Source organism: Exiguobacterium oxidotolerans JCM 12280 (assembly GCF_000702625.1).
In the GTDB taxonomy this organism is placed as follows: domain Bacteria; phylum Bacillota; class Bacilli; order Exiguobacteriales; family Exiguobacteriaceae; genus Exiguobacterium_A; species Exiguobacterium_A oxidotolerans.
In genome coordinates this window covers 1,035,024-1,058,419 of the sequence record NZ_JNIS01000001.1, presented here as the reverse complement: position 1 = coordinate 1,058,419, position 23,396 = coordinate 1,035,024, and the positions used below count along the sequence as shown (strand labels likewise).

Here is a 23,396-nt window from a genome sequence, read left to right as displayed (position 1 = left end):
GTGCGAGAAGTGAATACGCTATGTCTAGATGCGATCAGTTCCTCGTCTCGTCTTCAAAGCGACAGGGGCACGACCGATTGCTTTTTTGGTTTAATGCGATTCAAGACGGATTGCCCTCTAAATCGGCTACATGACTTGTCTATACTTACGCTACGGCCTAATAAGCGGCACGTTTCGTTGACTCCTACGGGGAAAAGTGCGTTTTTAACGCACTTTCAGAGGTCGCCCGAGGAAAGCAACGAAAAAAGACGCTTTGATCTCCCGCACTTCCTGCTTTTTAAGCAGGGCAAAGGGTTCGGTAGATTGTTGTGGGATCAGCGTTTTAACAATTGTTCAAACCGATCGACAGCTTCACGCATTTCATAGCTCGGTGCGAGAACGAGAGGACCATGTCCAGTCGCAAGGATGTCGGGCGTCAGTTCCGTCAATTGATGGGCGGACTTCAAGGCGACGTCTTTATCCCAAGTCGCGAGAGCAGGGAACGGGAACTGCCAGCGCGTATCGCCGGAAACAGCGATTCCGCCTTGTGTTTGGAAGGCATCTCCGGCAATCAACGTCCGACTGCCTTCATGCCATAAGGAAATCGAGCCAGGAGTGTGTCCGGGAGACGTAATGACGCTTAGGCTTCCGACTTGTTGGCCGCTTTCAAGCAAACGGTCTGGTCGTGTCTTGATGTTTTTCGGGATGCCCCCTTTTAAAGGTGTCGTCTCTCCTTCACGAAGCGATTCATCACCGCTAAGAAGCGCTGCGTCGCGGTAACTAATCGCCACTTCGGCGAGTGGGAATGCATTCGCCAAGAAGTCGAGTGAACCGACATGGTCAGCGTGGGCATGCGTCAAGATGATGGAACGTAACGGTTTATGATGGGACTTGATAGCGTGATAGATTGCTTTGGCGTTCAGTGAAATTCCGGTATCGATCAAGGTCAGGCTATCGGCTTCTTCAAAAAGATAGCAGTTGACCGGGAAAAAAGATGGTGTCGTCTGTAATTGATGGAGTCGTTCAATCGTTGAGATCCGCATAGCGTTTCACTCCCTCGTTAAAATAATCGTCGATACTTTAGTATCACCTGTTTTAGTACAGGCGTCTACAAAAAAACTCCTCGAATGGACCGAGGAGTAAACAAAAATTAATATGTGACTTCGAAGACGGCACCAGCATGCGCAGAATCGTCTCCATCTGCCGCTGTCGTGACGAGTAGACGATCTTCATAAGCGATTGGGCACGTCGGGTTTGCAACCGGGAAATCGATGTGTGCGAGCTTCTCGCCCGTTTCAAGATTCCAACGAGTAATGCAAGAACCGGCGTAATGCGCGATGAAAACATGTCCATCCCGGTCTTTCGTCATGCCGTCCGGAAAACCATCTTCTTCTTCTAAATCGATTGCTACGCGACGATTCGTCAAGGGTTGATCGGGTGCGTAGTCAAAGGCGTAGACTTTTTTAGTCGGTGTGTCGATATGGTACAGCGTCGTTCCGTCCTCTGACCAGACGAGACCATTTGAATTCGTGAGTCCATCATGCAGGACATCGATCGAGCCATCGTGACGCAGTCGATAGAGACTGGCCGTTTCTCCGTCCTCTTCATTGATGCTACCGGCTACATACTGCCCAGATGGATCGAGTTTACCGTCGTTCATCCGGTCCGATTCGGGCATCGTCAACTTTGTTTCGAGTGAGAGATGACCTTCTTTCAGGTCGAATGTTCCAAAACCATGTTCTGAAGTCACCCGGAGAAAATCAGGGGCATCAGTTAAAGCGATCGAAGTGATCGCGCTCGGCACCTGGAACGGCTTTAAAGCCTCGGTCGTCAAATCATATGAAAAGAACAGCTTGTTTGGAATGTCAACGAAATAAAAGCGTTTCGTTTTGGCGTCATAGACAGGCGATTCGCCTGTTTTACATGCTACATCAATAAAAAGTGAGACTGTCATATCTGTTCCTCCTACGTATGGTCTTGCTTGAATCGATCAAGTAAAGATAAATTACCATTGCTATCTCATGAAGAGCGCAATATGAGTCGTTTGTGTCGCGATCTAAAATGAATCATAGTATCCACAGTAAATGTACCTGTTTTACTTTAATCTAAAACGTCCGTTCGAAAATTCAATCGAATCTATAAAAAAAGGTCTTCAGCTCGGAAGTTTACCGAAATGAAGACCATTCTTTAAATTAACGGCTTTTGACAAGAAGACTGACAGCTTCCTTAACTAAGTCTTCTGTTTGTCCATCACCACTTGCTTCAGCTTCTTTAACACATTCAATCAAGTTTGAGCTAACGACGACACCAATCGTCCGGTCCATTGCTGACCGTGCAGCGGATAATTGAGTGATGACGTCACGACAATCTTGACCTTCTTCCATCATCCGTAAGATACCGCGGAGTTGTCCTTCAATCCGACTGACCCGATTTTTCATCTTTTGATCGTAATCCATTCGTTTTCCTCCATTCTAAGGTGCAACACGCATTCTCGATACCTTCATGCTATGCCCATCAAGGTATTTCTGTCAATTCAATCGATTTTTCAGCTATATTTTTTGATAGAACAGGGAATATGGATGTGGTGGAGAAAAATAATCAAAATAACGAAAGAAAACTAAAACGATTTTGCGTCAGCTTGCGTATACTATATGATAAGGCTGACTAATCACAAGGGGGAGAAGGATGCATACTCAATCCGATGAATCGCTTTATCATCAGATGCGTGGAGGAGATGAACAGGCTCTTGAAACGTTATATGATAAATATGAGAGGCTGTTGTTTTCATTCGCACATCGCTTTACGAACAACGATCGATTATCTGAAGAAGTTATTCAAGAAGTTTGGATGAAGATATGGAATGGACGTGTGGACTTCAATACGGAGAAAGGAAAGTTCTCTTCGTGGGTGTTGACGATTACCCGAAATGCTGCGCTTGATTGTTTACGGCGTGAGAAGCGACAACCGACTATTGAAATTGAAGAACGAGACGGTGGATTTGATGAACCGGTCGAACGAACGGTCGTTCAACGAGAGACGGCTTCTGAAGTACGTGAAGCCGTCCAAGCATTGAAGCCGGAACAACAAGAATTAATTGAACTCGTCTATTTTAAAGGGTTAACGCAACAACAAATCTCAGATCAGCTCGAATTGCCCCTCGGAACGGTGAAGACGAGGATAAGGAGTGCGATTCAAGCGTTACGAAAATTATTGGAAGGGAGGGAACGTTGATGGAAGAACGTTGTCATGATTTAATTGATTACTTTAATGGAACGTTATCTGCAGCCGATCGAGACGCGTTCGAAGCACATCTTGCGACTTGTGACGACTGCAAGCAGGCGTTACAAGAGATGGAAGAATTGATGCTTCCCATCGCGGAATCACTTCCAGAACGACCGGTACCGGCTGGGATGAAATCAAGAATCTTAGGAGAAGTCCTTGCTTCGTCAAACGAGACGGATCAAGAAGCTCCTAACATGGCAAAAACAGAACAGCCGACACCGGAACAGGCCTCGGAACTCGAGACAAAACGTGCGAAAAAGCAAACGAGACGAAAAGTCCCACTCGGTTGGTTAATGAGCATTGCAGCGGTTCTCTTGTTATCGCTTGGAGCGAACGCCTATTTCTTAGCGCAAGATGAACCAGAACAAACTGAAGCGTTAGCGCTGGATGAAGTGAACGGCATGGGAAACTTCGAGAGTACGGCTTCAATTCAAGGGTCGAGCATGATCTTTACGAAAGACGATAAAGAATACATGCTCGTTCAATTGAAAGACTTGCCACCGCTTAAAGAAGGCGAGTTGTATCAGATGTGGACGATTCAAGGCGATCAAGTGCAGGCGAACGGAGTCATCGAACAAGATGGTCAAGCAGCAGCAGTCTTTGCACTGAAAGGAAGTGGCAAGATTGATGCCGTCGCAATTACGGTCGAACCTGAACCAGATTTAGAACAACCAATCGGAGCAGTCATTGCATCCGCTACACTATAAGAGAAGAAATGTCGAGGGATCCACAAATGTGGGTCTCTTTTTTAGTTTGCAGAAAAAGCCGCCTTAGACAATAAAAGTTTCTTTCTTTGTTGTTGTATTCCTTGTGTGAGGTGCAAGCCGCTGTTCCTTAATCTTTGAGGACAACAAGCAGCGTCTTGCCTGCACGCGGTCAAGTGCTTTTTTTTCGTAGGAGTCAACGAAAAGAGAAGCTTTTTAGGCAGTATCGCTAGGAAAGAAAAGTCATGCAGGTGTTTCAAAGAGCGTTCCGTCTTGAATCGCTTCCAAGCGAAAAGCAACCTTTTGCGACCCTGCAGCGAAGCGAAGCGGCGCGGAAGGTTGCCGCCTGGAAGACGAGTCAAAACGGAGAAGCGCGATAAGATGATACGCGTAAAAAAATCTTCGTGTGCGTTTATCTATAGTCTAGGATCCACAAATGTGGGTCTCTTTTTGTATATTTCGTACAAAATAGTCGGGAAACACATCAAAATGTATAAAAACTCGAAACAATACTGAAAGAAACGATGAATTAAGACGATACTAATAGGAATGTCAGTCAAAAAGAGAGGCACTTACACAATGAATGAATGGATCATACTACCGAAACACTATGAAGAGGCACTGGTCATCCTATCGATTATTGTCGCCATTGTCGGATCCTACGCCTCGCTTGAACTCAATCGACGCTTAGCTAAAGCGACATCTTTAAGAAAACGAACACTACTTCTTTCATCATTGACGATGGGGTTATCGATTTGGGGCATGCACTTTATTGGAATGGGTGCATTCGAATTATCGGTCGCGGTCAATTATGACTGGGTCCTGATGTTGCTCTCGGTCGTACCCGCAATCACGGCTGCATGGATTGCCTTTTATTTATTATATTATTCTACAATCACGCGTAAAAAGGTCGTGCTTGCAGGTACACTCATCGGGATTGGAATCACGATGATGCATTATCTGGGGATGGCCGCGATGCAGTTTGGGGGAGATATCCGTTATGACACCGGCATCTTCATTCTTTCAGTGTTGATTGCTGTGACGGTTGCCTATGTGGCACTGTTATTACTTTATAAAACACGCCATGTCGATAGAAAACGTATTTTAATCCCGGTCGCGACATTGATGGGATTAGCTGTATCAGCGATGCATTACGTAGGCATGCTCGGAACGACATTTTGTATCCCGGCTGACGCTACTACCGTTTTATCAAACGATCCAATCACGTCGAACATCTTGAGTGAAGTGGCGATTCCAATCTTTATTTTAATCATCTTGATTACGGGACTCTATATCCACTTGGAGCGACGCGCACTTCAAATGATGGCCTATACGGACCATCTGACGGGGTTGCACAATCGACGCTGGCTTGACCATCATATGATGAAGGTGGATGGACAATACAACCGCTCAAAACAAACGATGGCGATGGCGTTGATTGATTTAGACGGCTATAAGTGGATCAACGACACATTCGGTTTTGATCAAGGGGATACAATCATTCGTCAGTTCGCAGATCGGATTAAAGAAATCCTCGGTGAAGAGGAAGCCTGTATCCGCTACAACGGAACACAATTTTTCTTGATTAAACAAGTCGATACGGAACACCTCGAAACGGCATTTAACCAAGTGCTCGAGCAAATCCGTCAACCGATGCTCCTTGAAAATCAAGAGATTCATTTAACTGCGACGATTGGTGTCATCTTGCCGAATCCGGAAGAAACGTTAGAGATGCGGATTGGTCAGATGGAGAGTGCCTTACGGGCTGGAAAAAATGAAGGGCGCGATCGGTTTGTTTTATATGATGAATTGATTCACTCGGATCGACGGGAACAGTTGATTGTCGGTTCACTCCGAAAGGCGATGACCGATTACAAAGAATTTAATCTCGTCTATCAACCGAAGATTGCACTAGCGACAGGGAAGGTCGAACAAGCAGAGGTCCTGATTCGGTGGAACCATCCGAAACTCGGCTTCATCTCACCGGCCGAGTTCATACCGATTGCTGAAAAGTACAGTCTGATTCATCGACTGACGGAATGGGTCTTGAAAGAGACGGTCCACCAGATGGAGTTGTGGAAAAAGGAGGATCATTTCATTCGTCAAGTGTCGGTCAACTTATCAGCGATGCACTTCCGGTCCGAGTCTCATAATTCAATGATTAAAGAGATTGTTCATCACTCACTCGAACGCGGGGGAGAGCTTCATCTTCAACTTGAAATTACGGAAACTTCCGTCATGGAGAACTTGGAACGGGCGTTGATGATGCTTGGTGAACTGAAACAATTGAGTCTGACGATTGCTTTGGATGACTTCGGGACAGGGTTGTCTTCATTGACTCACTTGAAGCACTTGCCAATCGATATCCTAAAAATCGATAAATCGTTTATCGATGAGGTTCCGCATGACGAGCGGGGCACGGCCATCACAGAAATGATCATTCAATTAGCGAAAAGTCTCGGGATAGCGGTCGTCGCGGAAGGTGTTGAAACACTCGAACAGCACGAATTTTTAAAACGCCTCGGCTGTGATTATGGACAAGGGTATTATTATAGCCGTCCGATGAACGTCAAGGACTTGGATCAGCAGACGATTGAGCGAACAGTACGTGATGTCGGCTAAAAAAATGCTGTTTTTTAAATCCAATCGCGAATTGGTTACGTAAGCTAGATAAGCACGCCAGAACGATGCGTGCGAAGATATGGGGGACGCAAAACGTATTGGTAGTAGGTTGATCGGGCGGAAAAACCTACTCGACTCGTGTACGATGCAGACAGAACTCTAGTACATTTTATAGATGACCGTGACTCTGTAATCAACGCAGCCTCTGTCTGTCCAACTATTACAAAAGGCAGCTTCCACAAGGGAGGCTGCCTTTTTTGTACTTACCGATTCGGTGTCAACTGACAGCCGGTATGATCGGTCACAAGAACATTCGTATTGAAGTATTGTCCGTCGCTTTTTAAAATCAGTGATTTTGATTCTTCTTTGTAATCAAGTGTCATCTCTTGATCGAGAAAATGACTCGACCACCGTTTGACGAGGACGGGACCGACGTTTGAATCGATCGTCATATCTCCGTCAGTCGCCGATTCGACGAAACGGATACTGAAGATACCGGAGTTTCCACAACCGCATCCTTCTGTGTCGTAATAAAGATGAAGCTGTCCTTTGATGTCACCACGCAATTGTTCAATTCGATCAAGTGCGGGACGTGTAAATGTGATGTTCATGACAATCACTCCTTTGTCTTCAGTATACGCGTGTTTCAAACAGAAATAACGTTACTTGCTCACATGGATTTGCCGACGCATCCGGACGAGCAAGAAGACGTATCCTGCAAGGAGGACGACGACGCTACCGAGGACGACCGTATCAACAAGCCCGTCATCTGATTTAAAGTTGATTGCGATATAGGCCCAAACGAAGACGAGCGGATAAATCGGATCGCGGTTCGCAAACATAAAGACGAGTGCGACAAGGACACCTACCGGAAGCATGATCATCGTCCAACCGGCGTCACCGATGCCGAGCAACTTCGTGATGCCTTGCGTCTGCATGACGATGAAGACGTTCACGATGGTCGCAACCGAGACCCAGCCGATGTAAAGGGAGAACGGGACTTTAAAGCGAAGGGCTTTTGTTTCGCGATCGACCTTCGAGTAGATGACCATCAAAGAAGCGAGTAGACCAATCATGACGACGAGCGTCAATGGGAAAAGTTCATAAGAGAACGTGATGATCCAAGCTGCATTAAAAATACAACTAATCAAAAACCAAGGACCGATTTTTTTTGCGATTTCATGTTCTTTGAATTTCGGGATGGTTTGTAAAATCAACCAAACAAGTAAAATACCATAAATGAGTCCCCAAATCGAGAACGCATACCCGGCAGGTTTGAACAGCGTCGGAATCGAGTCTGAAATGCGGCCCGTTTTCCCACCGTCGAGAGCGTTAATCGTTACAGCAAAGATGAAGCCAAGCCAGTTCAACCAAATCCATTTATTTTTCAATAGAAAAACCTCCTTTAATCTCTAAAGAAGGTTTACCCTGAATCTTTCAGTTTTAGACATTAGTGTCGGCTCGTCGGATTCAAGAATGACATGCCAATCGCCGGATTACCCGTGTGTGAACCGAGGACAGGCGTCAGGTCATCGATTCGAATCGAGACATCGAAGCGCGCCTCGAGTTTTACTTTCCATTCCTGTGCTAAGTCGTACGCCGTGGCATGAAATAGTGAAATATCCGTTACATCACCACGTTCAAGGATTTCGACGAGATGATCGTAAATTTTGGAGTGGGCTTTCTTGAAAGTCCGAACTGTCTGGTAAGGAACGATTTTGCCCTCCTCGAAGTGGAAGAGCGGGCGTAATTGAAGTAAATTACCGACGAAAGCTTTCGTCGATGAAATGCGACCGCCAGCTTGCAACTGCTTTAAGTTTTCGACGGTAAATTCGATGTGATGGTCGAACCGTCGCTTTAGAATCGTCTGTTCGATTTGTTCAATCGCAACCCCTTGTTCTGCTAACTGGATTGCTTCCGCAAGTAATTGTCCTGCTGGATAGATGCCGCAACGGGAATCAATCGCAATCAGACGAAAACCGGCAATTTCTGCTCCTTGGATGGAAGCATTATACGTACCGCTCAGTTCGCTCGATAAATGAACGGCAAATCCGAAGTCATAGTCTGCTTTTAGTTTTTCGTAGTGTTCCGTAAACGTCCCGATTGAGGGTTGACTCGTCGTGACCTTATGACCGGCATCGATCCAGCTATAGACAGTCTCGGCATTGACATCGACACCGTCGATAAAACTTTCACCATCCTTCATGACAAGTAACGGGACGATTGTTAAGTCTTGATGGTCGACGATTGAGTTCGGGACAATCGTCGTACTGTCTGTAATCCAAGCAATGCGCATCGTGAATTCCTCCTTGTTTTAGTACCTGATATTAATTGTAGGTGTAAGCGTTATCGGTGTCAAACCTTCCTGAAAAAAGTGAGTAATTTCCCTTGCTAAAAAAAGTCAGTACGCTATAATCGGTACGTGATTAGTAAACTTTCAGTCGTCTTATACTAAACTCAAGGGCAGTATGGGAGAGGAGGGCGTAAAGTGCGTACGATTGGCAATAAAATTAAAAACTTGCGTCTTCAAAAAGGATTGACACAAGAAGAGCTCGGGGAAAGAACCGATTTAAGCAAAGGGTACATCTCGCAAATCGAGCGAGAGATCAGTTCCCCCTCGATTGAGACACTATTTAGCCTCCTTGAAGTGTTAGGCATCTCAGCAAGAGACTTTTTCGATGAGGAGGCGCTGAATCAGAAAGTCGTTTATACACGAGACGATGTCACGAGTTATGCCGATGAGGAACGAGGGTATCACGTCACTTGGTTGATTCCGGAATCAAATGAAAAAGAGATGGAGCCGGTCCTGTTGACGCTTGCTGCGAACAGTTCATTTAAAGCTTATGAACCGTCCGGATCGGAAACCTTCGTTTATGTCCTCCAAGGTAACGTCACACTCGCACTCGGTCGACAACTATTCCGGGCGAAACAAGGTGAGACGTTCTACTATAAAGCGTCAGAAATCCATCAACTACGAAACGAGTCAGCGACGGAGGCGAAACTTCTCGTCACAGCAACCGACTCGTATCTTTAAGGAGGAACTAAAGTGACAACGAATACGATCATTCAATTCAAAGAAGTATCAAAACAGTTTGACGACCAAACCGTCCTCGACGGTGTCAGCTTCGAAATCGAGCGGGGGAAGTTCTACACATTGCTCGGCCCATCCGGTTGCGGTAAAACGACAGTCCTGCGCTTAATTGCCGGTTTTACGGAAGCGACAGCGGGTGAAATCATCTTCAACGGAAAACGGATTAACGATGTTCCGGCGAACAAACGTCAAGTCAATACGGTTTTCCAGGATTATGCCTTGTTCCCGCACTTAAACGTCTTCGAGAACATCGCCTTTGGTCTGCGGATCAAGAAAGTCAAAGAGGCAGACATTAAGCAACGTGTCCTGGATGCGTTGAAGTTCGTTAACTTATCAGGCTACGAAAAACGTGAAATCACTGAGATGTCGGGGGGACAACGGCAGCGGGTCGCGATTGCCCGGGCAATCGTTAATGAACCGGAAGTAATTTTGCTCGATGAACCCTTGTCAGCGCTCGACTTGAAGTTACGGACAGAGATGCAATACGAGTTACGCGACTTACAGCGTCGTCTTGGTATTACCTTCATCTTCGTCACGCATGATCAAGAAGAAGCACTGGCGATGTCGGATGAAATCTTTGTCTTAAATCATGGTTCAATCCAACAATCGGGGACACCGACTGACATTTATGATGAACCGATCAACCGTTTCGTCGCCGACTTCATCGGTGAATCGAACATCATTCCGGGACGGATGTTAAACGACTACCTCGTCTCGTTCGCCGAAAAAGAATTCGAATGTGTCGACCGTGGACTTGAAGTGAATGAACCGGTCGAAATCGTCATCCGTCCGGAAGACTTAGAAATCACGAATGTCGTCCAAGGGAAGCTACGGGTAACGGTCGATTCACAACTCTTCCGCGGTGTTCATTATGAAATCGCCTGTATCGATGAAGTCGGAAATGAGTGGCTCGTCCACAGTACGAAAAAAGCAACGGTCGGTGAGCATATCGGTCTGACATTTGATCCGGAAGCGATTCACGTCATGCGTCTGAATGAGACGGAAGAAGACTTTGATAAACGGCTTGAATCGTACGATGGGGTGTTATGATGCAAAAAACACGTAACTGGTATCTCATTCCCTATACATTTTGGATTGCCTTATTCGTCATCGCCCCAATCGTACTTGTCGTCTACTATTCGTTCCTTGATTTGGATGGGAATTTCTCATTCGTCAACTATCAGAATTTCTTTACCTCGACGTATTTGACGATGACGCTCAGTTCATTTTGGTATGCTTTTTTAATCACGTTGTTTTCGCTTGCAATTGGTTATCCGACAGCCTATTTATTGACGAAAACAAAACATAAACAACTTTGGTTGCTCTTGATCATCTTGCCGACCTGGATCAATTTATTGCTGAAAGCCTATGCCTTCATCGGACTGTTCAGCACGTATGGGCTTGCGAACCAAACACTCGAAGCAATCGGCATCGGACGGAAGCAAATCCTGTTCACGGATTTCAGCTTCGTCTTCGTGTCGGTCTATATCTTCATCCCGTTCATGATTTTACCGATTTTTAATGCCATCGAAAAGTTAAGTCCGTCGCTCGTCTTTGCGGCACGTGACTTAGGGGCATCGAATGTTACGACGTTTCGCCGTGTCGTATTCCCATTGACGATTGATGGTGTGAAGTCAGGCTGTCAGCTCGTCTTCATTCCGGCGTTATCGCTCTTCATGATCACGCGACTGATCGCCGGAAACCGGGTCATCACGCTCGGTACAGCGATTGAACAACAATTTCTTGTCACCCAAAACTGGGGGATGGGGGCGACGATCGCCGTCTTCTTGATCATCGCGATGGCCATCATTCTCGCCTTGACGAGTACAAAACGGAAGAAAGGAGCGACGACATGATGAAACGGAAACGGTTTAAACTAGCAAATATCTATTTGATTGGTGTCTTCATCGTCTTGTATGCTCCAATCTTCTATCTCGCATTCTATTCGTTCAACAGTGCAGATAACATGACGAACTTTGATTCCTTCACGTGGGATTGGTATAAGGAAGTTTTCCAAGATTCACGCCTTTTGATCATCGTCTTGAATACACTCGTCATCGCCTTGCTGTCAGCCGCAATCTCGACGATTGTCGGCGTGTTCGGTGCAATCGGGATTCAAGCAGTCCGCAAAAAGCGGATTGAAACGTCGCTCCTGACACTTAACAGTATTTTGATCGTCAGTCCGGACGTCATCATCGGGGCATCGTTCTTAATTTTCTTTACGATGCTTGGGACTCAACTTGGCTTTACGTCCGTCTTACTGTCGCACATCGCCTTTTCTGTCCCGATCGTCGTCATCCTTGTCTTGCCGAAACTGCAAGAGATGAGTCCGACGCTCGTCGATGCGGCACGTGATTTAGGGGCGAGTCGCTTGGACGTCCTGACGAAAGTCATCTTGCCGTACATCACACCGGGAATCTTTGCCGGATTCTTTACGGCACTGACGTACTCACTCGATGATTTTGCCGTGACATTTTTCGTGACGGGGAATGGGTTTACGACCTTATCCGTCGAAATCTATTCATTGGCACGCCAAGGGATTTCGATGAAAATCAATGCCTTGTCGACCGTCATCTTCTTGTTTACGTTCTTACTTGTCATCGGCTACTATTTCTTGAACCAACGTTCTGTAGCGAAGTTGTCACGACCGGAGGTGAAATGACCGTTGAAAAAATTAATCCAATTGTTCGTAACGATTTTTCTAATCTCGGGTGTCATCCTGTTTGCTTTGAACCGCCTAAATGCGACACAAGGCTATTCCGGCGAAAATGTTTTGAACATTTATAACTGGGGGGATTACATCGATCCTGATTTGATTGATCAATTTGAACAAGAGACCGGTATCAAAGTCGTCTATCAGACATTCGACTCGAACGAAGCGATGTTGACGAAAGTTGAGCAGGGAGGGACGACATATGATATTGCCGTTCCTTCAGATTATGCGATTGCGAAGATGATTGAAGAAGATCTCGTCATCCCAATCGACAAGTCGAAAATTCCGAATCTCAAGCATATCGATGATCGTTTCCTTGATTTGCCGTTCGACCCGGGCAATCAGTATTCGATTCCGTATTTTTGGGGAACGGTCGGCATTGTCTACAATCAAAAACTGCTTAACGGAAAAGAACCGACGAGTTGGGAAGATTTATGGGACCCAGCCTTTAAAAATCAAATCTTATTAGCGGACGGAGCCCGTGAAGTGATGGGGATGAGTCTAAACAGTCTCGGCTATTCCTTGAACGAAACGGACGAAGATAAGCTGCAGGAAGCGAAAGCGAACTTGATGGACTTGACGCCGAACGTCAAAGCGATTGTCGGAGATGAAATCAAGCTACTGCTCGCAAACGAAGAAGCCGGGATTGGCGTCGTCTGGTCCGGTGATGCGAATGAAATCATGAGTGAAAATGAAGACTTGAACTACGTCATTCCGTCAGAAGGGTCGAACGTTTGGTTTGATAATGTCGTCATTCCAAAAACGGCGGAAAACGTCGAAGGGGCACATGCGTTCATCAACTTCATGTTGCGCCCGGACATCGCTGCGAAGAATACGGATTATGTCGGCTACTCGACACCGAACAAAGATGCTTTAAAGCTCCTCGACGCAGAGGTACGGGAAGACGAACGGTTCTATCCGGATAAAGCTGTGACGGATACACTTGAAGTCTACAAAAACTTGGGGAAAAAGATGCTTGCCCATTACAATGAATTATTCCTAGAGTTTAAAATGCATAAAAAATAACAAAGGACTGGTATCCCACGGATACCAGCCTTTTTTAAAATATTTTTCTAAAAAATGTATGGAAGATGAGTATTTTTTGAGAAATGGGGGAATGAGTTATTTAACAAAGGATTTTTAGGAGGTAACACCATGAAACGAATCTTAGGACTTATCTTAACAGCAGCTCTTGCCGTCAGCGTCGTGTCAGGCACTTCATATAATCAATCAGCAGAAGCAACGAAACCAACGGATGTCAATTGGCTTCAACATATTAAGAAAAATGCTGGTTATGCTAAGTCACTCGACAAAAACGTTAAACTTAACCGAACGACACTCGCACAGGTACATAGTGCATATAAAGGTGAAAAAAATTCGAACTGGTGCCAAAGTGGTAACGGGCTTATGACACCCGATCGTTCCGTTCATTATTGTTCGACGTACGGCGTAAAAGATAGTAAAGCAAAAGTTTCAGCCATCGTTTATGATCCGAAAATGGTCAAACGTACGATTTCTGTCAAGGAAGTAAAAAAAGCGTATCCAACCGCTAAACTTGATCCAATGTTCAACACGATGACCGTTTCAGCGAAAAAGGTCAACATTTATCTAAATTTAAATTCTGACCGTACACAAGTCATGTCAATTCTAGTAAAATATAACTAATGAGAAAAAGGATGACCTTATAGGCCATCCTTTTTATTTAACCTTTTTATAGACCGGCACGAGATGGTCATAGGTATTTCGAATCAATTCAAGTAATGCATCATGGGACATTGTGCTGACTTTTTGGGCGGAAACATGCCGTCCGATTAAAAATTCAGCTTTTTTTACATCACGAAAACGAACTAATCCTTGTTCAAGGTTTGCATCAGTCACACGAACGGCTTCTTTTTTCATATGATCGTAGGAAATGACGAAGTCCTCCGGTAAGTCCTGTAACAAATTTTGTTGCTCAAGAAGTTGCGTCGCGTATTGTTGTTTATTTGGGAGCTCGTAAATATAAGCGAGCCAAATGAACAAATGATCATCGAAGAGTCCGACTTGGAAATGCGGATGTTTTTTATAACCACGTTTGTTTGGAGAAAACGCCATCCACGTATCATTAGGCGGGTTTACCTTGCGTCTTGCATGTTGTGCAATGTGCACATACATATCCTCTGCGAGATTGACTGTCAAATCGGGTGAGACTTCAGCGCCGATTTGCCGGAAAACAGGTTGTATCCGTTCCCGGATCGCTTCCATCCGGTTTTCTAACCCTTCGATTTCAAACGCTTCGAAGGCTTCCTTTGTAAATTGAGTACTCATGTATTCATCACCTCTGTTTACATTGTAACAAACCCGTCTAGGAAAAAGAGCGTTTGAAGATTTTCTTAGGTGCAATGCAGTAAACTTAAAAAATAAAAATTTTTTAGGAAGGGGAACTCAACGTGCGTCGTTTTCAACAATATCTCCTTCGAAGTTGGGTCGTATTCTTTATCGTCGTGATTGTTCTTGATGTTATCGCGAGAGCAGACGGATACAGCCTCAGCATCGATTACTTTACATTCTTTTTGGTAGTAGCGTTATCGACGATTTTTGTCGTCGACCCAGTTCGTCGAAGACATATGAGTTTTACGTTCCACTTTGGTTTTGTCCTGTATACCTTTTTAACTTACGGATTGTTATCAGCGATTTGTGTCGGACAATTGACGATGCTGATTTACCAACTCCGATCTTTTCATACAGCAATCGGACGGCGGCGTATGTTGCACAACTATCCGTTCAACGTCACGCTTGAACTTTTATTGATTTTGCCGGCAGGTTTAGCCTACAATGCGCTCGGTGGAACACACGGTCCAGAATTTTCACTCATCGGGAATATCGTACCGCTCGTGACGATGGTCGGCATCATGTGGGTCGTCCTCTTGTTCCAATACACATTGTCGAATTTCTTACTCGGAGAGAATATCCCGAGCAGCGTCATGATACCGTTGTTACGTTTTGAAGCAGTCGTCATTACGGCAGAACTGTTATTTGGAGTCTTTAGTACCTTGATGGCCCAAAACAATGGAATCAGTGCGTTGGTCATGACGGCATTTGCATTATTCATCATCAAACGTGCGCTCGGCAGTTCCGTTCATGCGAGTGACCGGATTGAACACTGGGAACAGATTGAGCGTCTAAAAGAAGCAGCATGGCAAGACGGGGATGCCCAGTTCATCATCGAACGCTACTTAAAACAACTCAATCAATTCGTTAAACCGGATATCGCCTGGATAAAGTTTGATTTTGGAGAAGGAAAGACGGTCTATTATTCATTGAAAGATGGTCGGAAATTAAAAGCGGATGACGTCGAAGGCATTATCATCGAAGAATTGATTGAAAAAGAGGAAGTCCTTCTTTATGGCATGCAACAGGAATGGGACATTCGTCTTTATGATTGCCTTCCTGAAGATACACAATCAATCCTGTTCATCAAGCCGGAGGCAACAGAAACCATCAATTGTTCATTATTCCTAGCATCTGAAGCAAGTGGCGAATTCACAAAAGACCTTGGTTATGAGCTGTATCGTGCATTACGTGTGTTGTCCTGGGCCGTTGAACGGGCTCAAGAACGGCAACATCTCTTAACCGATAGTCGAACGGATGCCATGACAAAATTACCGAACTACCGTGCCTTGCAAGAGTGGGGCGATCGACGAATCAAGCAAAAGGATTTATATCCATTCTCAGCATTGATGATCGACTTGGATCACTTTAAGCAAATCAATGATACCCATGGTCACGAAATCGGAGATGTTGTATTGTTCGAGGTCGCTAAACTCTTGATGCAGGCGACACGCATCACAGACCTTGTCGCGCGGTACGGTGGGGAAGAGTTCGTCGTGTTATTACCGAATACGGACATCGAATCGGCACGAATCGTTGCGGAGCGCATCCGGGAGACGCTACACACCAATCCAATCGAAGTATCCGGCCATTCGTTAGAGATCACGGCTAGTATCGGAGTCGATACGTTGAAAGAGTTAGGCGATCTGGCGAGCCTGATTCGAAATGCGGACCGTGCGATGTACGTAGGGGCTAAATTCCAGGGGCGTGATCGTGTTGCGTCTTATCAAGAATGGAAAGAAAAAGTCATTTGAAGTAAAACCGCTACCTGTTCAGGTGGCGGTTTTTTAGTGGGCAGACAACCGAGTGTTCGGCAAGAGAAGTGTCTTTCTGTTCCTCGTTTTCAAAGCAGCAATCTTCCGCGCCGCTACAGCAAGGCTACAGGGGTGCGATCGATTGCTTTTCGCGGTTGTAAGGCGATTCGAGACGACTTGCGCTCTAAACCGTCTGCATGCCCGACTTTTTAGTCACGGTATTCCCTAAAAAGCGTCACGTTTCGTTGACTCCTACGGGGAAAAGTGCGCTTTTAACACACTTTCAGAGGCGGGCAAGACCCTGTTCGTTGTCCGTGAGGATCAAGGAGCAATGGCTTGCGCCTCGCCCGAGGAAAGCAACGAAAAAAGACGCTTGATCTCCCGATAGGATGTTGTCTACAGTCTGACATTCACTTCTTAGAAAAAGTATTTTTTTGAGATGATTTTCGATGAACGAAACAAAAAAACACACAAGTCGAAGACCGACCGGCGTGCCTGATTGTAAAAGAAATAGAAGTGAATGAATGCATAATCTTAATTACTGGGCTTGTTGTTTGCTCGAACGAATTTCACTTTCAATGGCATGGATGGCTGCCGACCATGAGCCGTAACGATGAAGTAAAGCTTTTGTAGACGGTTTGTTGTTTCGCTTCGCCCACTCACGATAAGCTTCGAAAGACAATGAGAAGCCGACTTCTTCAATTGCTTGTCGAAGTGATGCAGCAAGCTCTGCTTTTGAATACGTGACGCTTGCTTCGAGTCCTGCTGCTGTGCAGGCATCATGCCAAGAACCAAACATCTTCACGATATGATAGTGGCTCGGTGCATGGTGGACCGATTTCCGCCAAATTTGGTACTTCTTCAAGGTAATCGTCGAACCGACATCTTTTGCATAGCGGTGGAAAGATTTTAGAATTTCATCTTTCGTATATTTCGGTGCCCGCTCCAGCTCTTCCGGTTGCTGATCGATGTGCCATTCAAAACCTGCGGCAGATAAAGCTTCCGGCCACGAACCAAATTGACGGATGATGTTTTCAGGCAATGGCCAACCATGGACAACGGCGTAGCGGCGGTAGATCGTCCGGCGTGGCCGGTCTTGAATCAGTTCGCCGACTGCACGGATGGCTTCAATCATCTCGATTTGTTCTTCTGTGAATGTTTGTTGACTCGTCAGTACACGTTGTTTCAAAGATGAGTCCTCCTTCCTAAATGACTGTAGTGTTGAGGCAAAAGTCCTCTATATAGAATGTATCGGCACTTTTTCATTAAATCTGAAGAATTACCGCGAATTATTGTAAAAAAAAGTGAATTTAGTTTCTTCTGGATAAGTATAAATGGAAGTAATACAAATGAAAACAGAATGTTACCACTTTTTAATCAATATCTAAAAAACAGTACATTCGCCCCATATGGAAAAAAAGACCAGACCCGCGTAAAGCGAGGCTGGCCTTTAAAGATCGTGTATCCTTATCTTCCTTCGATGTATGTCCATTTGAACGAAGTATCCGCTCCGACTTTGTGGTTGACGATTCCTTTAACGTAAGGTTTACGTAAGAGGGAAGCTCCACGTTGGTACATAACAGAGATGGCTTGATCGTCTTCGAGTAAGACTTTTTCAGCATCTTTCAATGACTGCCAACGTGTTTCGGCATTGGCGTCTTTCATTGCAGATTTGATAAGTGAATCGTACTTGTCGCTTGAGTACTTACCACGGTTATACGGTCCACCAGTCATCCACATGTCGAGGAACGTCATTGGATCCTGGTAGTCAGGTCCCCAACCAGCGAATGAAAGTTCGAATTCACCTTTCGATTCAAGATCTAATTTGTTTTTGAACGGCTGCTGCTTGATTGTTACTTCAAGACCAGGAAGGTTTTTCTCCCATTCCCCTTTGAGGTATTCAGAGATTTTTTTCGAGTTATCATCATCATATGAGAGAAGCTCGAGTTTAACTTTGTCTTTGCCTTCTGCTTTTAGACCTTTTTCGAATGATGCTTTTGCAGATGAAGCATCGAATGAACCGAAGCCTTCGTTGCCGTCGCGGAAGTCTTTTCCGTCCGGTCCTTTTGCGAATTCTTGCGGGACATAGTAGTATGCCGGGATTGAGCCGTTGTTTAAGAGGACTTTCGCCATCTGTTCTTTGTCATATCCTGAGTCGATCGCTTTACGGATATCTTTATTTTTGAGCAATTCGTTTTTGAAGTTCATTTGGATATAGTACATCGATGCATCGAGACGTGTTTGGAAATCTTCATCATCTTTATATTGATCGACGAATTCGCTTGTCAAACCAACTGTATCGATGTCACCTTTTTCATACAAATTGACAGCCGTTGAAACTTCTTTAACGACTTTGTAGTTAACTTCTTCAAGTTTAACTGAGTCAGCATCCCAATACTGGTCGTTCTTTTTGTACGACCAACCGACTTCTGTTTTCCAGTCTGTTAGTTGGAATGGACCGTTGTAAAGGAAGTTCTCAGGATCTTTCGCGAAATCTTTACCTTTTTCTTCAACGAATTCCTGCTTAAGCGGCATGAATGAACCGAATCCAGTCAAGGCTTTGAAGTAGTCTGCAGGTTGTGTCAACTTAACTTCGAGTGTCTTGTCATCGACTGCTTTGACACCGACATCTTCCGCTTTCCCTTTACCAGTGTTGTAGCCTTCCGCTCCATCGATGACATACATGATATAAGCATATTGCGAACCGCTATCAGGGTCGAGGACACGTTTCCAAGCATATTCGAAGTCTTTTGCTGTGACATCGCTGCCGTCAGACCATTTTGAATCGCGTAATTTGAATGTGTATGTAAGTCCATCTTCCGAGACGTCAACACTTTCTGCAACACCTGGTGTCGGCTCTTGGTTTTCATCAAGACGGAAAAGACCTTCTTGAACGTTGTTTAAAACTGTGAAAGAAACAGAGTCTGTCGCGACTGTCGGGCTAAGTGCCGGGATGTCTGATCCGCTTGTTAAATTCAGGACTTGCTTGTCATCTGATTTTGCAGTGTCTTTCGAGCCTGATGTGTCTTTCGAGTCATCTGTTGATGAACAAGCTGCCAAACTCGATCCTGCGATTGTTAGCGCACCAACGAGTGCAAGTGTTTTTTTCTTTTTCATAATAATAAGTTCCCTCCCAAGAATAAATATATATGATGATAAAATGAGTACCCGATAGTTAGAGCGATCCGGTGTCCTATGAAAAAAATAAGAGGGGTCATCGCCTTTTACTTTTGTTGAAGGAAAGCACCGGATCAACTTGTTTCTAATAATAAATACAATATTCAGAAAAATCAATAGAATATTTTCAGATTATTTCAAAATTATTAAAAATATGAGCAATACCAAGGTTTTTTGTGTGAAAAAAATTTATGAAAGGATAAAATTGGTAGCGATAAAATGATTGTAAAATTAAAAAACACGCTACATCCGTAACGTGGTCAGCGTGTAGACAAAGTGATATCGGAAGATGAAAGCGTCTTTTTTCGTTGCTTTCCTCGGGCGAGGCGCAAGCCGTTGCTCCTTGATCCTAACGGACAAGGAGCAGGGTCTTGCCTGCCTCTGAATGAACTGCTCCCCGTCAAGTAGACAGGTCAAATAATATAAATTTTTTAAACGGCTTGAGCCCTGAATTCCAGCGGACTTAAGCCGTTTAATCGTTTTTGATACCGCAGCTCATTATAAAATCGAATGTAGCGTCGGATTGCATCGTGGAGTTCATCGAACTCCTCGAATGTATGAAGATAGTAGCTTTCACACTTTAGCGCTCCCCAAAAAGATTCGATTGGACCATTATCGATGCATTTACCGGCACGGGACATGCTTTGTGTGATCCCAGCTTGTTGAGTCATATGATGAAAGGCATTTGACGTATATTGAAACCCACGGTCACTATGAAGAAGAGGGAAGCTACCAGGATCATCATCCAAGGCGAGTTTTAGCGTATCGAAGACGAGCTGACTGTTATTCGAACGACTTAGCACAAATGAACGAATTGATCCATCATACAAATCGAGAATTGCACTTAAATAAGCCTTTTTTGAGGTGCCGTATTTGAATTCCGTGATATCTGTTAACCATTTCTGATTCGGTTTTTCCGCATGGAATTCACGATTCAGAAGATTTTCTGCCGTTTGTCCGGGTATGGTTCTCATATATTTCGGTCGTGTTCGACGAATGACGCAACGAATGCCGGCGATTCGCATCAAGCGACGAACCCGTTTATGATTAACCGTTCTGTTAAATTGGCGATCTAGATTCAAGACCATTCGTTCACATCCATAGACTCCATCTACCGACTCATGAATAGATGTCAGCTCTTCAATGATCATGATGTTCTCTTCTTCGCGTACCGTCGGTACACGATTTAACCATTTATAATAGGCAGCACGGGATACGTCCGCAAAACGACAGAGGGCGACAATCGAATAGCCGAACTGGTCCGCCAACGATTGTATAGCCTTGTACTTATCCAAATTTCGGACTTGGTCTAACCTCTCCCCCTTTCGAACTCCTCTAGCTTTTTTAAGAACTCATTTTCCATTCGAAGAAGCTCGTTCTCTTGCTCAATCTTTTTCATCTCGATGGAGAGGCGTTCCACGTCCGTCAGTTCCTCAAACGGTTTCGTACGTCCACGGCTATCCATCAGTCCGTCAATCCCATTCTTTTCATACTTTTGAACCCACTTGTAGATTTGTTGGTAGGAGACCCGGTGGGTCTTCGCAGTTTCTTTATACTTCTTTCCATTTTTAAGACAGTCGCTGACTATACTAACGCGTTCTTCGAATGTCGTGATTCTTCCTCTGGTCATAGCGAATCGCTCCTTTAGTAGTGTGTCTTCACTACGACCATTATAGTTTGAAATCCAACGTCTGAGTACGCTTGCACTGGAGATGTTTAATTTTATGATGACGTCCATGACGGGCTCACCTTTTTCTAGCACGTCGCGTACGGCTCGCTCTTTAAACTCATTGGAATACTTCGTGCATACCGACCGTTTCTCCAAAGCTGAGATACCGCCTTGACGATACATCTGTCTCCATCTGAGTAGGGTCGATTGTGTGACCCCGAAGAGTCTTGCGACTTCCCACAACGTGGACACTCCTTCTTCATAAGTTTGGATGGCATATAGTTTTTCACTAGCGGAACGCTTGAATTTGGACATAGAAAAAAGCTCCTTTCAAAAGTAAACAGTTTTTCTTATTTCAACTGTCTACTTTTTGGGGAGCATATCAGAACGTGCGTTAAAAACGCAATTTTTCCCGTAGGAGTCAACGAAACATGACGCTTTTTAGCTAATACCGTGACGGAAAGCCGGGCATGGAGACGTTTTAGAGCGCAATCCGTCTCGAATCGTTTAGAACCGCGACCGATTGCCGCTTTGAAGACGAGGCGAGACAGGGAAGCGCGAACTTTGCCTCTCGTTATAGCATATTCACTCTTCATAAGAGTTTGTCTACATTGAAACAGGCTACATCAGTAACGTGTTTTTCTTTTTAATCAAGTGATTTTACGTAGTTTAAGGCTTCAGAAACATGATCTTTAACTTTAACGCTCCGCCATTCTTGGATTAATTCACCCGCCTCATCAACTAAAAACGTTGAACGGACGATCCCATAATATTCCTTGCCGTAGTTCTTTTTGAGTTGCCAGACCCCATATTGTTCGCAGACCGTATGATCGACATCGGAGAGAAGTTGAAACGGAAGTTCATATTTTGAGATAAAGTTTTGATGCCGTTTTTGACTGTCAGCGGAGATGCCGAGGATGACGGTATTTTCAGCCGCGAAGGCGTCCGTCGCGTCACGGAAGTCACAGGCTTCCGTCGTACAACCCGGTGTCGAGTCTTTCGGATAGAAGTAGAGAATGACTTTCTTACCACGATAATCGGCGAGTGAAATGTTTTCGCCATGGGCGTTCGGTAACGTAAATGTCGGTGCGTTCATTAAGAGTCCCCCTTTAACCTAATTCCATATTCAGTTGATCAGCGTATTTTCCGAGTTTCTTTTGTAAGCTTTCCTTTAATGGGTCAAGTGCGATCAAATATTTTTCGTAGTCTGTTCCGGCCTTCGCCGTTTTGCGTAACAAATCCTGTTCATCGGTGTACCAGTCCGCATAATCGGAGTAGTAATCGACCAACACTTCGGGATTGCCTTCGTTGCCGAGTGCCATACCGTAAATCATTAAGATGTTACTGTTCATTTCGAGTGCCATATAGTCCGTCTGGGCGTTGACGCGTGTGAAGACTTTATCCTGTTCATCTTCCGGTGTGTTCCCGACGGCTTCTGCTGCTTTGGCATTGACGCCATATTCGTCTGCATTAAATGAATCAAACATCTCAGCGAGCGTCGTGAAGACTGTTGGTTCAAAGGTCGTTGGTGCGATGACAGCTTTCCATTCCCCATCTTTTTTCAGGAATAACTTCGACGCACGGTTTGGGAGCGGGGACCCGTCCGCATCATTGAACTCATGGATGATGTAGGCGACGTCGCCTTGTTGGAAGCTTTTAACGACCTTACCAGGCGTAACGTTCAGGTTTTTAGCACCAATCGCTGCTGCGCGTAACGGTTCATCTTCACCCGTGTACTCAATCTTAGCGAGTGCTTTCGCATCAGCTGATCCCGTTTTCCCTAACGTATCTTGATAGGTTTGATAGACATCAAGAACGGCTTGGTCGGCTTGCGCGACTTGTTTCGTTTCTGTCGTCTTCGGGGATTCAGTATCTGTAGAGGAAGTGGAGTCGTTCCCACATCCGACTAACAGCATGCTCGTTGATAGTAGAACTGTGATTAATCGTTTCATATAGGACCTCCTAAATCAGAATCAATAGAAATGATGGAGTGAAGTGTTTACTGTCTTCACCATACAGGATATTCGCTTTTTTG

Annotated in this window: 24 protein-coding genes; 11 read left to right on the top strand and 13 right to left on the bottom strand. The window is 44.9% G+C overall.

Going from position 1 to position 23,396, the window contains the following annotated elements; translation table 11 throughout:
- Positions 1–314 precede the first annotated feature (314 nt).
- The 3 genes from P403_RS0105410 to P403_RS0105400 form a co-directional block, all read right to left on the bottom strand.
- On the bottom strand, positions 315–1,022 hold the full coding sequence (locus P403_RS0105410; protein ID WP_029331558.1) for an MBL fold metallo-hydrolase: 708 nt from the start codon (positions 1,020–1,022) through the stop codon (positions 315–317).
- A gap of 107 nt (positions 1,023–1,129) precedes the next feature.
- Positions 1,130–1,933 (bottom strand): SMP-30/gluconolactonase/LRE family protein, encoded by an 804-nt coding sequence (locus P403_RS0105405; RefSeq protein WP_029331557.1) that lies wholly within the window; start codon positions 1,931–1,933, stop codon positions 1,130–1,132.
- 238 nt (positions 1,934–2,171) lie between these two features.
- Positions 2,172–2,435, bottom strand: a complete 264-nt coding sequence (locus tag P403_RS0105400) for a metal-sensitive transcriptional regulator (RefSeq protein ID WP_029331554.1) — start codon at positions 2,433–2,435, stop codon at positions 2,172–2,174.
- A gap of 229 nt (positions 2,436–2,664) precedes the next feature.
- Here P403_RS0105400 and P403_RS0105395 point away from each other — a divergent pair, with 229 nt between their 5' ends.
- From P403_RS0105395 to P403_RS0105380, 4 genes are all read left to right on the top strand, one after another.
- Positions 2,665–3,210: an RNA polymerase sigma factor gene (locus P403_RS0105395; RefSeq protein WP_029331553.1), complete on the top strand. Its 546-nt coding sequence runs from the start codon at positions 2,665–2,667 to the stop codon at positions 3,208–3,210.
- The gene (locus tag P403_RS0105390; RefSeq protein ID WP_029331551.1) at positions 3,210–3,968 is read left to right on the top strand and encodes an anti-sigma factor; all 759 of its coding nucleotides are present in this window, start codon (positions 3,210–3,212) and stop codon (positions 3,966–3,968) included. Before P403_RS0105395 ends, P403_RS0105390 begins: the two co-directional genes overlap by 1 nt.
- A gap of 242 nt (positions 3,969–4,210) precedes the next feature.
- A complete protein-coding gene (locus P403_RS16920) occupies positions 4,211–4,345 on the top strand; it encodes a hypothetical protein (RefSeq protein WP_268748759.1) in 135 nt (44 codons plus the stop codon).
- A gap of 199 nt (positions 4,346–4,544) precedes the next feature.
- Entirely contained in the window at positions 4,545–6,587 is a 2,043-nt protein-coding gene (locus tag P403_RS0105380; RefSeq protein ID WP_029331549.1) for a putative bifunctional diguanylate cyclase/phosphodiesterase, read from the top strand.
- Between the two features lie 263 nt (positions 6,588–6,850).
- Here P403_RS0105380 and P403_RS0105375 read toward each other — a convergent pair whose 3' ends face one another.
- From P403_RS0105375 to P403_RS0105365, 3 genes are read right to left on the bottom strand one after another with little or no spacing between them, the layout of a single operon-like run.
- The gene (locus P403_RS0105375) at positions 6,851–7,198 is read right to left on the bottom strand and encodes an iron-sulfur cluster biosynthesis family protein (RefSeq protein ID WP_029331547.1); all 348 of its coding nucleotides are present in this window, start codon (positions 7,196–7,198) and stop codon (positions 6,851–6,853) included.
- A 51-nt stretch (positions 7,199–7,249) separates the two neighbouring features.
- The gene (locus P403_RS0105370; protein WP_029331545.1) at positions 7,250–7,978 is read right to left on the bottom strand and encodes a tryptophan-rich sensory protein; all 729 of its coding nucleotides are present in this window, start codon (positions 7,976–7,978) and stop codon (positions 7,250–7,252) included.
- A 59-nt stretch (positions 7,979–8,037) separates the two neighbouring features.
- Positions 8,038–8,883, bottom strand: coding sequence for a DegV family protein (locus P403_RS0105365; protein ID WP_029331544.1), 846 nt, complete (start codon positions 8,881–8,883; stop codon positions 8,038–8,040).
- A 192-nt stretch (positions 8,884–9,075) separates the two neighbouring features.
- On the opposite strand from P403_RS0105365, the gene P403_RS0105360 reads away from it, so the two are divergent.
- From P403_RS0105360 to P403_RS0105335, 6 genes are all read left to right on the top strand, one after another.
- Positions 9,076–9,621 (top strand): helix-turn-helix domain-containing protein, encoded by a 546-nt coding sequence (locus P403_RS0105360; protein ID WP_029331542.1) that lies wholly within the window; start codon positions 9,076–9,078, stop codon positions 9,619–9,621.
- 12 nt (positions 9,622–9,633) lie between these two features.
- A complete protein-coding gene (locus tag P403_RS0105355; RefSeq protein ID WP_029331540.1) occupies positions 9,634–10,728 on the top strand; it encodes an ABC transporter ATP-binding protein in 1,095 nt (364 codons plus the stop codon).
- Entirely contained in the window at positions 10,725–11,534 is an 810-nt protein-coding gene (locus tag P403_RS0105350; RefSeq protein ID WP_029331539.1) for an ABC transporter permease, read from the top strand. The genes P403_RS0105355 and P403_RS0105350 overlap by 4 nt, the downstream gene beginning before the upstream one ends.
- Positions 11,531–12,340: an ABC transporter permease gene (locus P403_RS0105345; protein WP_029331537.1), complete on the top strand. Its 810-nt coding sequence runs from the start codon at positions 11,531–11,533 to the stop codon at positions 12,338–12,340. The genes P403_RS0105350 and P403_RS0105345 overlap by 4 nt, the downstream gene beginning before the upstream one ends.
- 15 nt (positions 12,341–12,355) lie before the next feature.
- Positions 12,356–13,417, top strand: coding sequence for an ABC transporter substrate-binding protein (locus P403_RS0105340; protein ID WP_420805697.1), 1,062 nt, complete (start codon positions 12,356–12,358; stop codon positions 13,415–13,417).
- A gap of 129 nt (positions 13,418–13,546) precedes the next feature.
- Positions 13,547–14,056, top strand: a complete 510-nt coding sequence (locus tag P403_RS0105335; RefSeq protein WP_029331533.1) for a hypothetical protein — start codon at positions 13,547–13,549, stop codon at positions 14,054–14,056.
- 33 nt (positions 14,057–14,089) lie between these two features.
- Here P403_RS0105335 and P403_RS0105330 read toward each other — a convergent pair whose 3' ends face one another.
- Entirely contained in the window at positions 14,090–14,698 is a 609-nt protein-coding gene (locus P403_RS0105330) for a YktB family protein (RefSeq protein WP_029331532.1), read from the bottom strand.
- 122 nt (positions 14,699–14,820) lie between these two features.
- Between P403_RS0105330 and P403_RS0105325 the strand changes: the two genes are divergently transcribed.
- A complete protein-coding gene (locus tag P403_RS0105325; protein ID WP_029331531.1) occupies positions 14,821–16,515 on the top strand; it encodes a GGDEF domain-containing protein in 1,695 nt (564 codons plus the stop codon).
- A gap of 538 nt (positions 16,516–17,053) precedes the next feature.
- On the opposite strand, the gene P403_RS0105320 is transcribed toward P403_RS0105325, so the two are convergent.
- From P403_RS0105320 to P403_RS0105295, 6 genes are all read right to left on the bottom strand, one after another.
- On the bottom strand, positions 17,054–17,704 hold the full coding sequence (locus P403_RS0105320) for a homing endonuclease associated repeat-containing protein (protein ID WP_029331530.1): 651 nt from the start codon (positions 17,702–17,704) through the stop codon (positions 17,054–17,056).
- 278 nt (positions 17,705–17,982) lie between these two features.
- Positions 17,983–19,632 carry a peptide ABC transporter substrate-binding protein gene (locus P403_RS0105315; RefSeq protein ID WP_029331529.1) on the bottom strand — a complete coding sequence of 550 codons (1,650 nt, stop codon included), beginning with the start codon at positions 19,630–19,632 and terminating at the stop codon, positions 17,983–17,985.
- Between the two features lie 491 nt (positions 19,633–20,123).
- Entirely contained in the window at positions 20,124–20,987 is an 864-nt protein-coding gene (locus P403_RS16790; RefSeq protein WP_235195150.1) for an IS3 family transposase, read from the bottom strand.
- A gap of 14 nt (positions 20,988–21,001) precedes the next feature.
- Positions 21,002–21,676 (bottom strand): helix-turn-helix domain-containing protein, encoded by a 675-nt coding sequence (locus P403_RS16785; protein ID WP_029330182.1) that lies wholly within the window; start codon positions 21,674–21,676, stop codon positions 21,002–21,004.
- Between the two features lie 331 nt (positions 21,677–22,007).
- Positions 22,008–22,457 (bottom strand): thioredoxin-dependent thiol peroxidase, encoded by a 450-nt coding sequence (gene bcp / locus P403_RS0105300; protein ID WP_029331528.1) that lies wholly within the window; start codon positions 22,455–22,457, stop codon positions 22,008–22,010.
- Positions 22,458–22,470: 13 nt separating this feature from the next.
- Complete coding sequence (locus P403_RS0105295) at positions 22,471–23,313, bottom strand: hypothetical protein (protein WP_029331527.1); 843 nt, start codon at positions 23,311–23,313, stop codon at positions 22,471–22,473.
- Positions 23,314–23,396: the final 83 nt, after the last annotated feature.

What these genes read in the sequence shown, in the direction of transcription:
- P403_RS0105330 (WP_029331532.1), bottom strand. Translation starts at nt 14,698, where the DNA reads ATGAGTACTCAATTTACAAAGGAAGCCTTCGAAGCGTTTGAAATCGAA.
- P403_RS0105380 (WP_029331549.1), top strand. Translation starts at nt 4,545, where the DNA reads ATGAATGAATGGATCATACTACCGAAACACTATGAAGAGGCACTGGTC.
- P403_RS0105315 (WP_029331529.1), bottom strand. Translation starts at nt 19,632, where the DNA reads ATGAAAAAGAAAAAAACACTTGCACTCGTTGGTGCGCTAACAATCGCA.
- P403_RS0105400 (WP_029331554.1), bottom strand. Translation starts at nt 2,435, where the DNA reads ATGGATTACGATCAAAAGATGAAAAATCGGGTCAGTCGGATTGAAGGA.
- P403_RS0105410 (WP_029331558.1), bottom strand. Translation starts at nt 1,022, where the DNA reads ATGCGGATCTCAACGATTGAACGACTCCATCAATTACAGACGACACCA.
- P403_RS0105345 (WP_029331537.1), top strand. Translation starts at nt 11,531, where the DNA reads ATGATGAAACGGAAACGGTTTAAACTAGCAAATATCTATTTGATTGGT.
- P403_RS0105350 (WP_029331539.1), top strand. Translation starts at nt 10,725, where the DNA reads ATGATGCAAAAAACACGTAACTGGTATCTCATTCCCTATACATTTTGG.
- P403_RS0105335 (WP_029331533.1), top strand. Translation starts at nt 13,547, where the DNA reads ATGAAACGAATCTTAGGACTTATCTTAACAGCAGCTCTTGCCGTCAGC.
- P403_RS0105405 (WP_029331557.1), bottom strand. Translation starts at nt 1,933, where the DNA reads ATGACAGTCTCACTTTTTATTGATGTAGCATGTAAAACAGGCGAATCG.
- bcp (WP_029331528.1), bottom strand. Translation starts at nt 22,457, where the DNA reads ATGAACGCACCGACATTTACGTTACCGAACGCCCATGGCGAAAACATT.
- P403_RS0105295 (WP_029331527.1), bottom strand. Translation starts at nt 23,313, where the DNA reads ATGAAACGATTAATCACAGTTCTACTATCAACGAGCATGCTGTTAGTC.
- P403_RS16785 (WP_029330182.1), bottom strand. Translation starts at nt 21,676, where the DNA reads ATGTCCAAATTCAAGCGTTCCGCTAGTGAAAAACTATATGCCATCCAA.
- P403_RS0105365 (WP_029331544.1), bottom strand. Translation starts at nt 8,883, where the DNA reads ATGCGCATTGCTTGGATTACAGACAGTACGACGATTGTCCCGAACTCA.
- P403_RS0105390 (WP_029331551.1), top strand. Translation starts at nt 3,210, where the DNA reads ATGGAAGAACGTTGTCATGATTTAATTGATTACTTTAATGGAACGTTA.
- P403_RS16920 (WP_268748759.1), top strand. Translation starts at nt 4,211, where the DNA reads ATGCAGGTGTTTCAAAGAGCGTTCCGTCTTGAATCGCTTCCAAGCGAA.
- P403_RS0105375 (WP_029331547.1), bottom strand. Translation starts at nt 7,198, where the DNA reads ATGAACATCACATTTACACGTCCCGCACTTGATCGAATTGAACAATTG.
- P403_RS0105395 (WP_029331553.1), top strand. Translation starts at nt 2,665, where the DNA reads ATGCATACTCAATCCGATGAATCGCTTTATCATCAGATGCGTGGAGGA.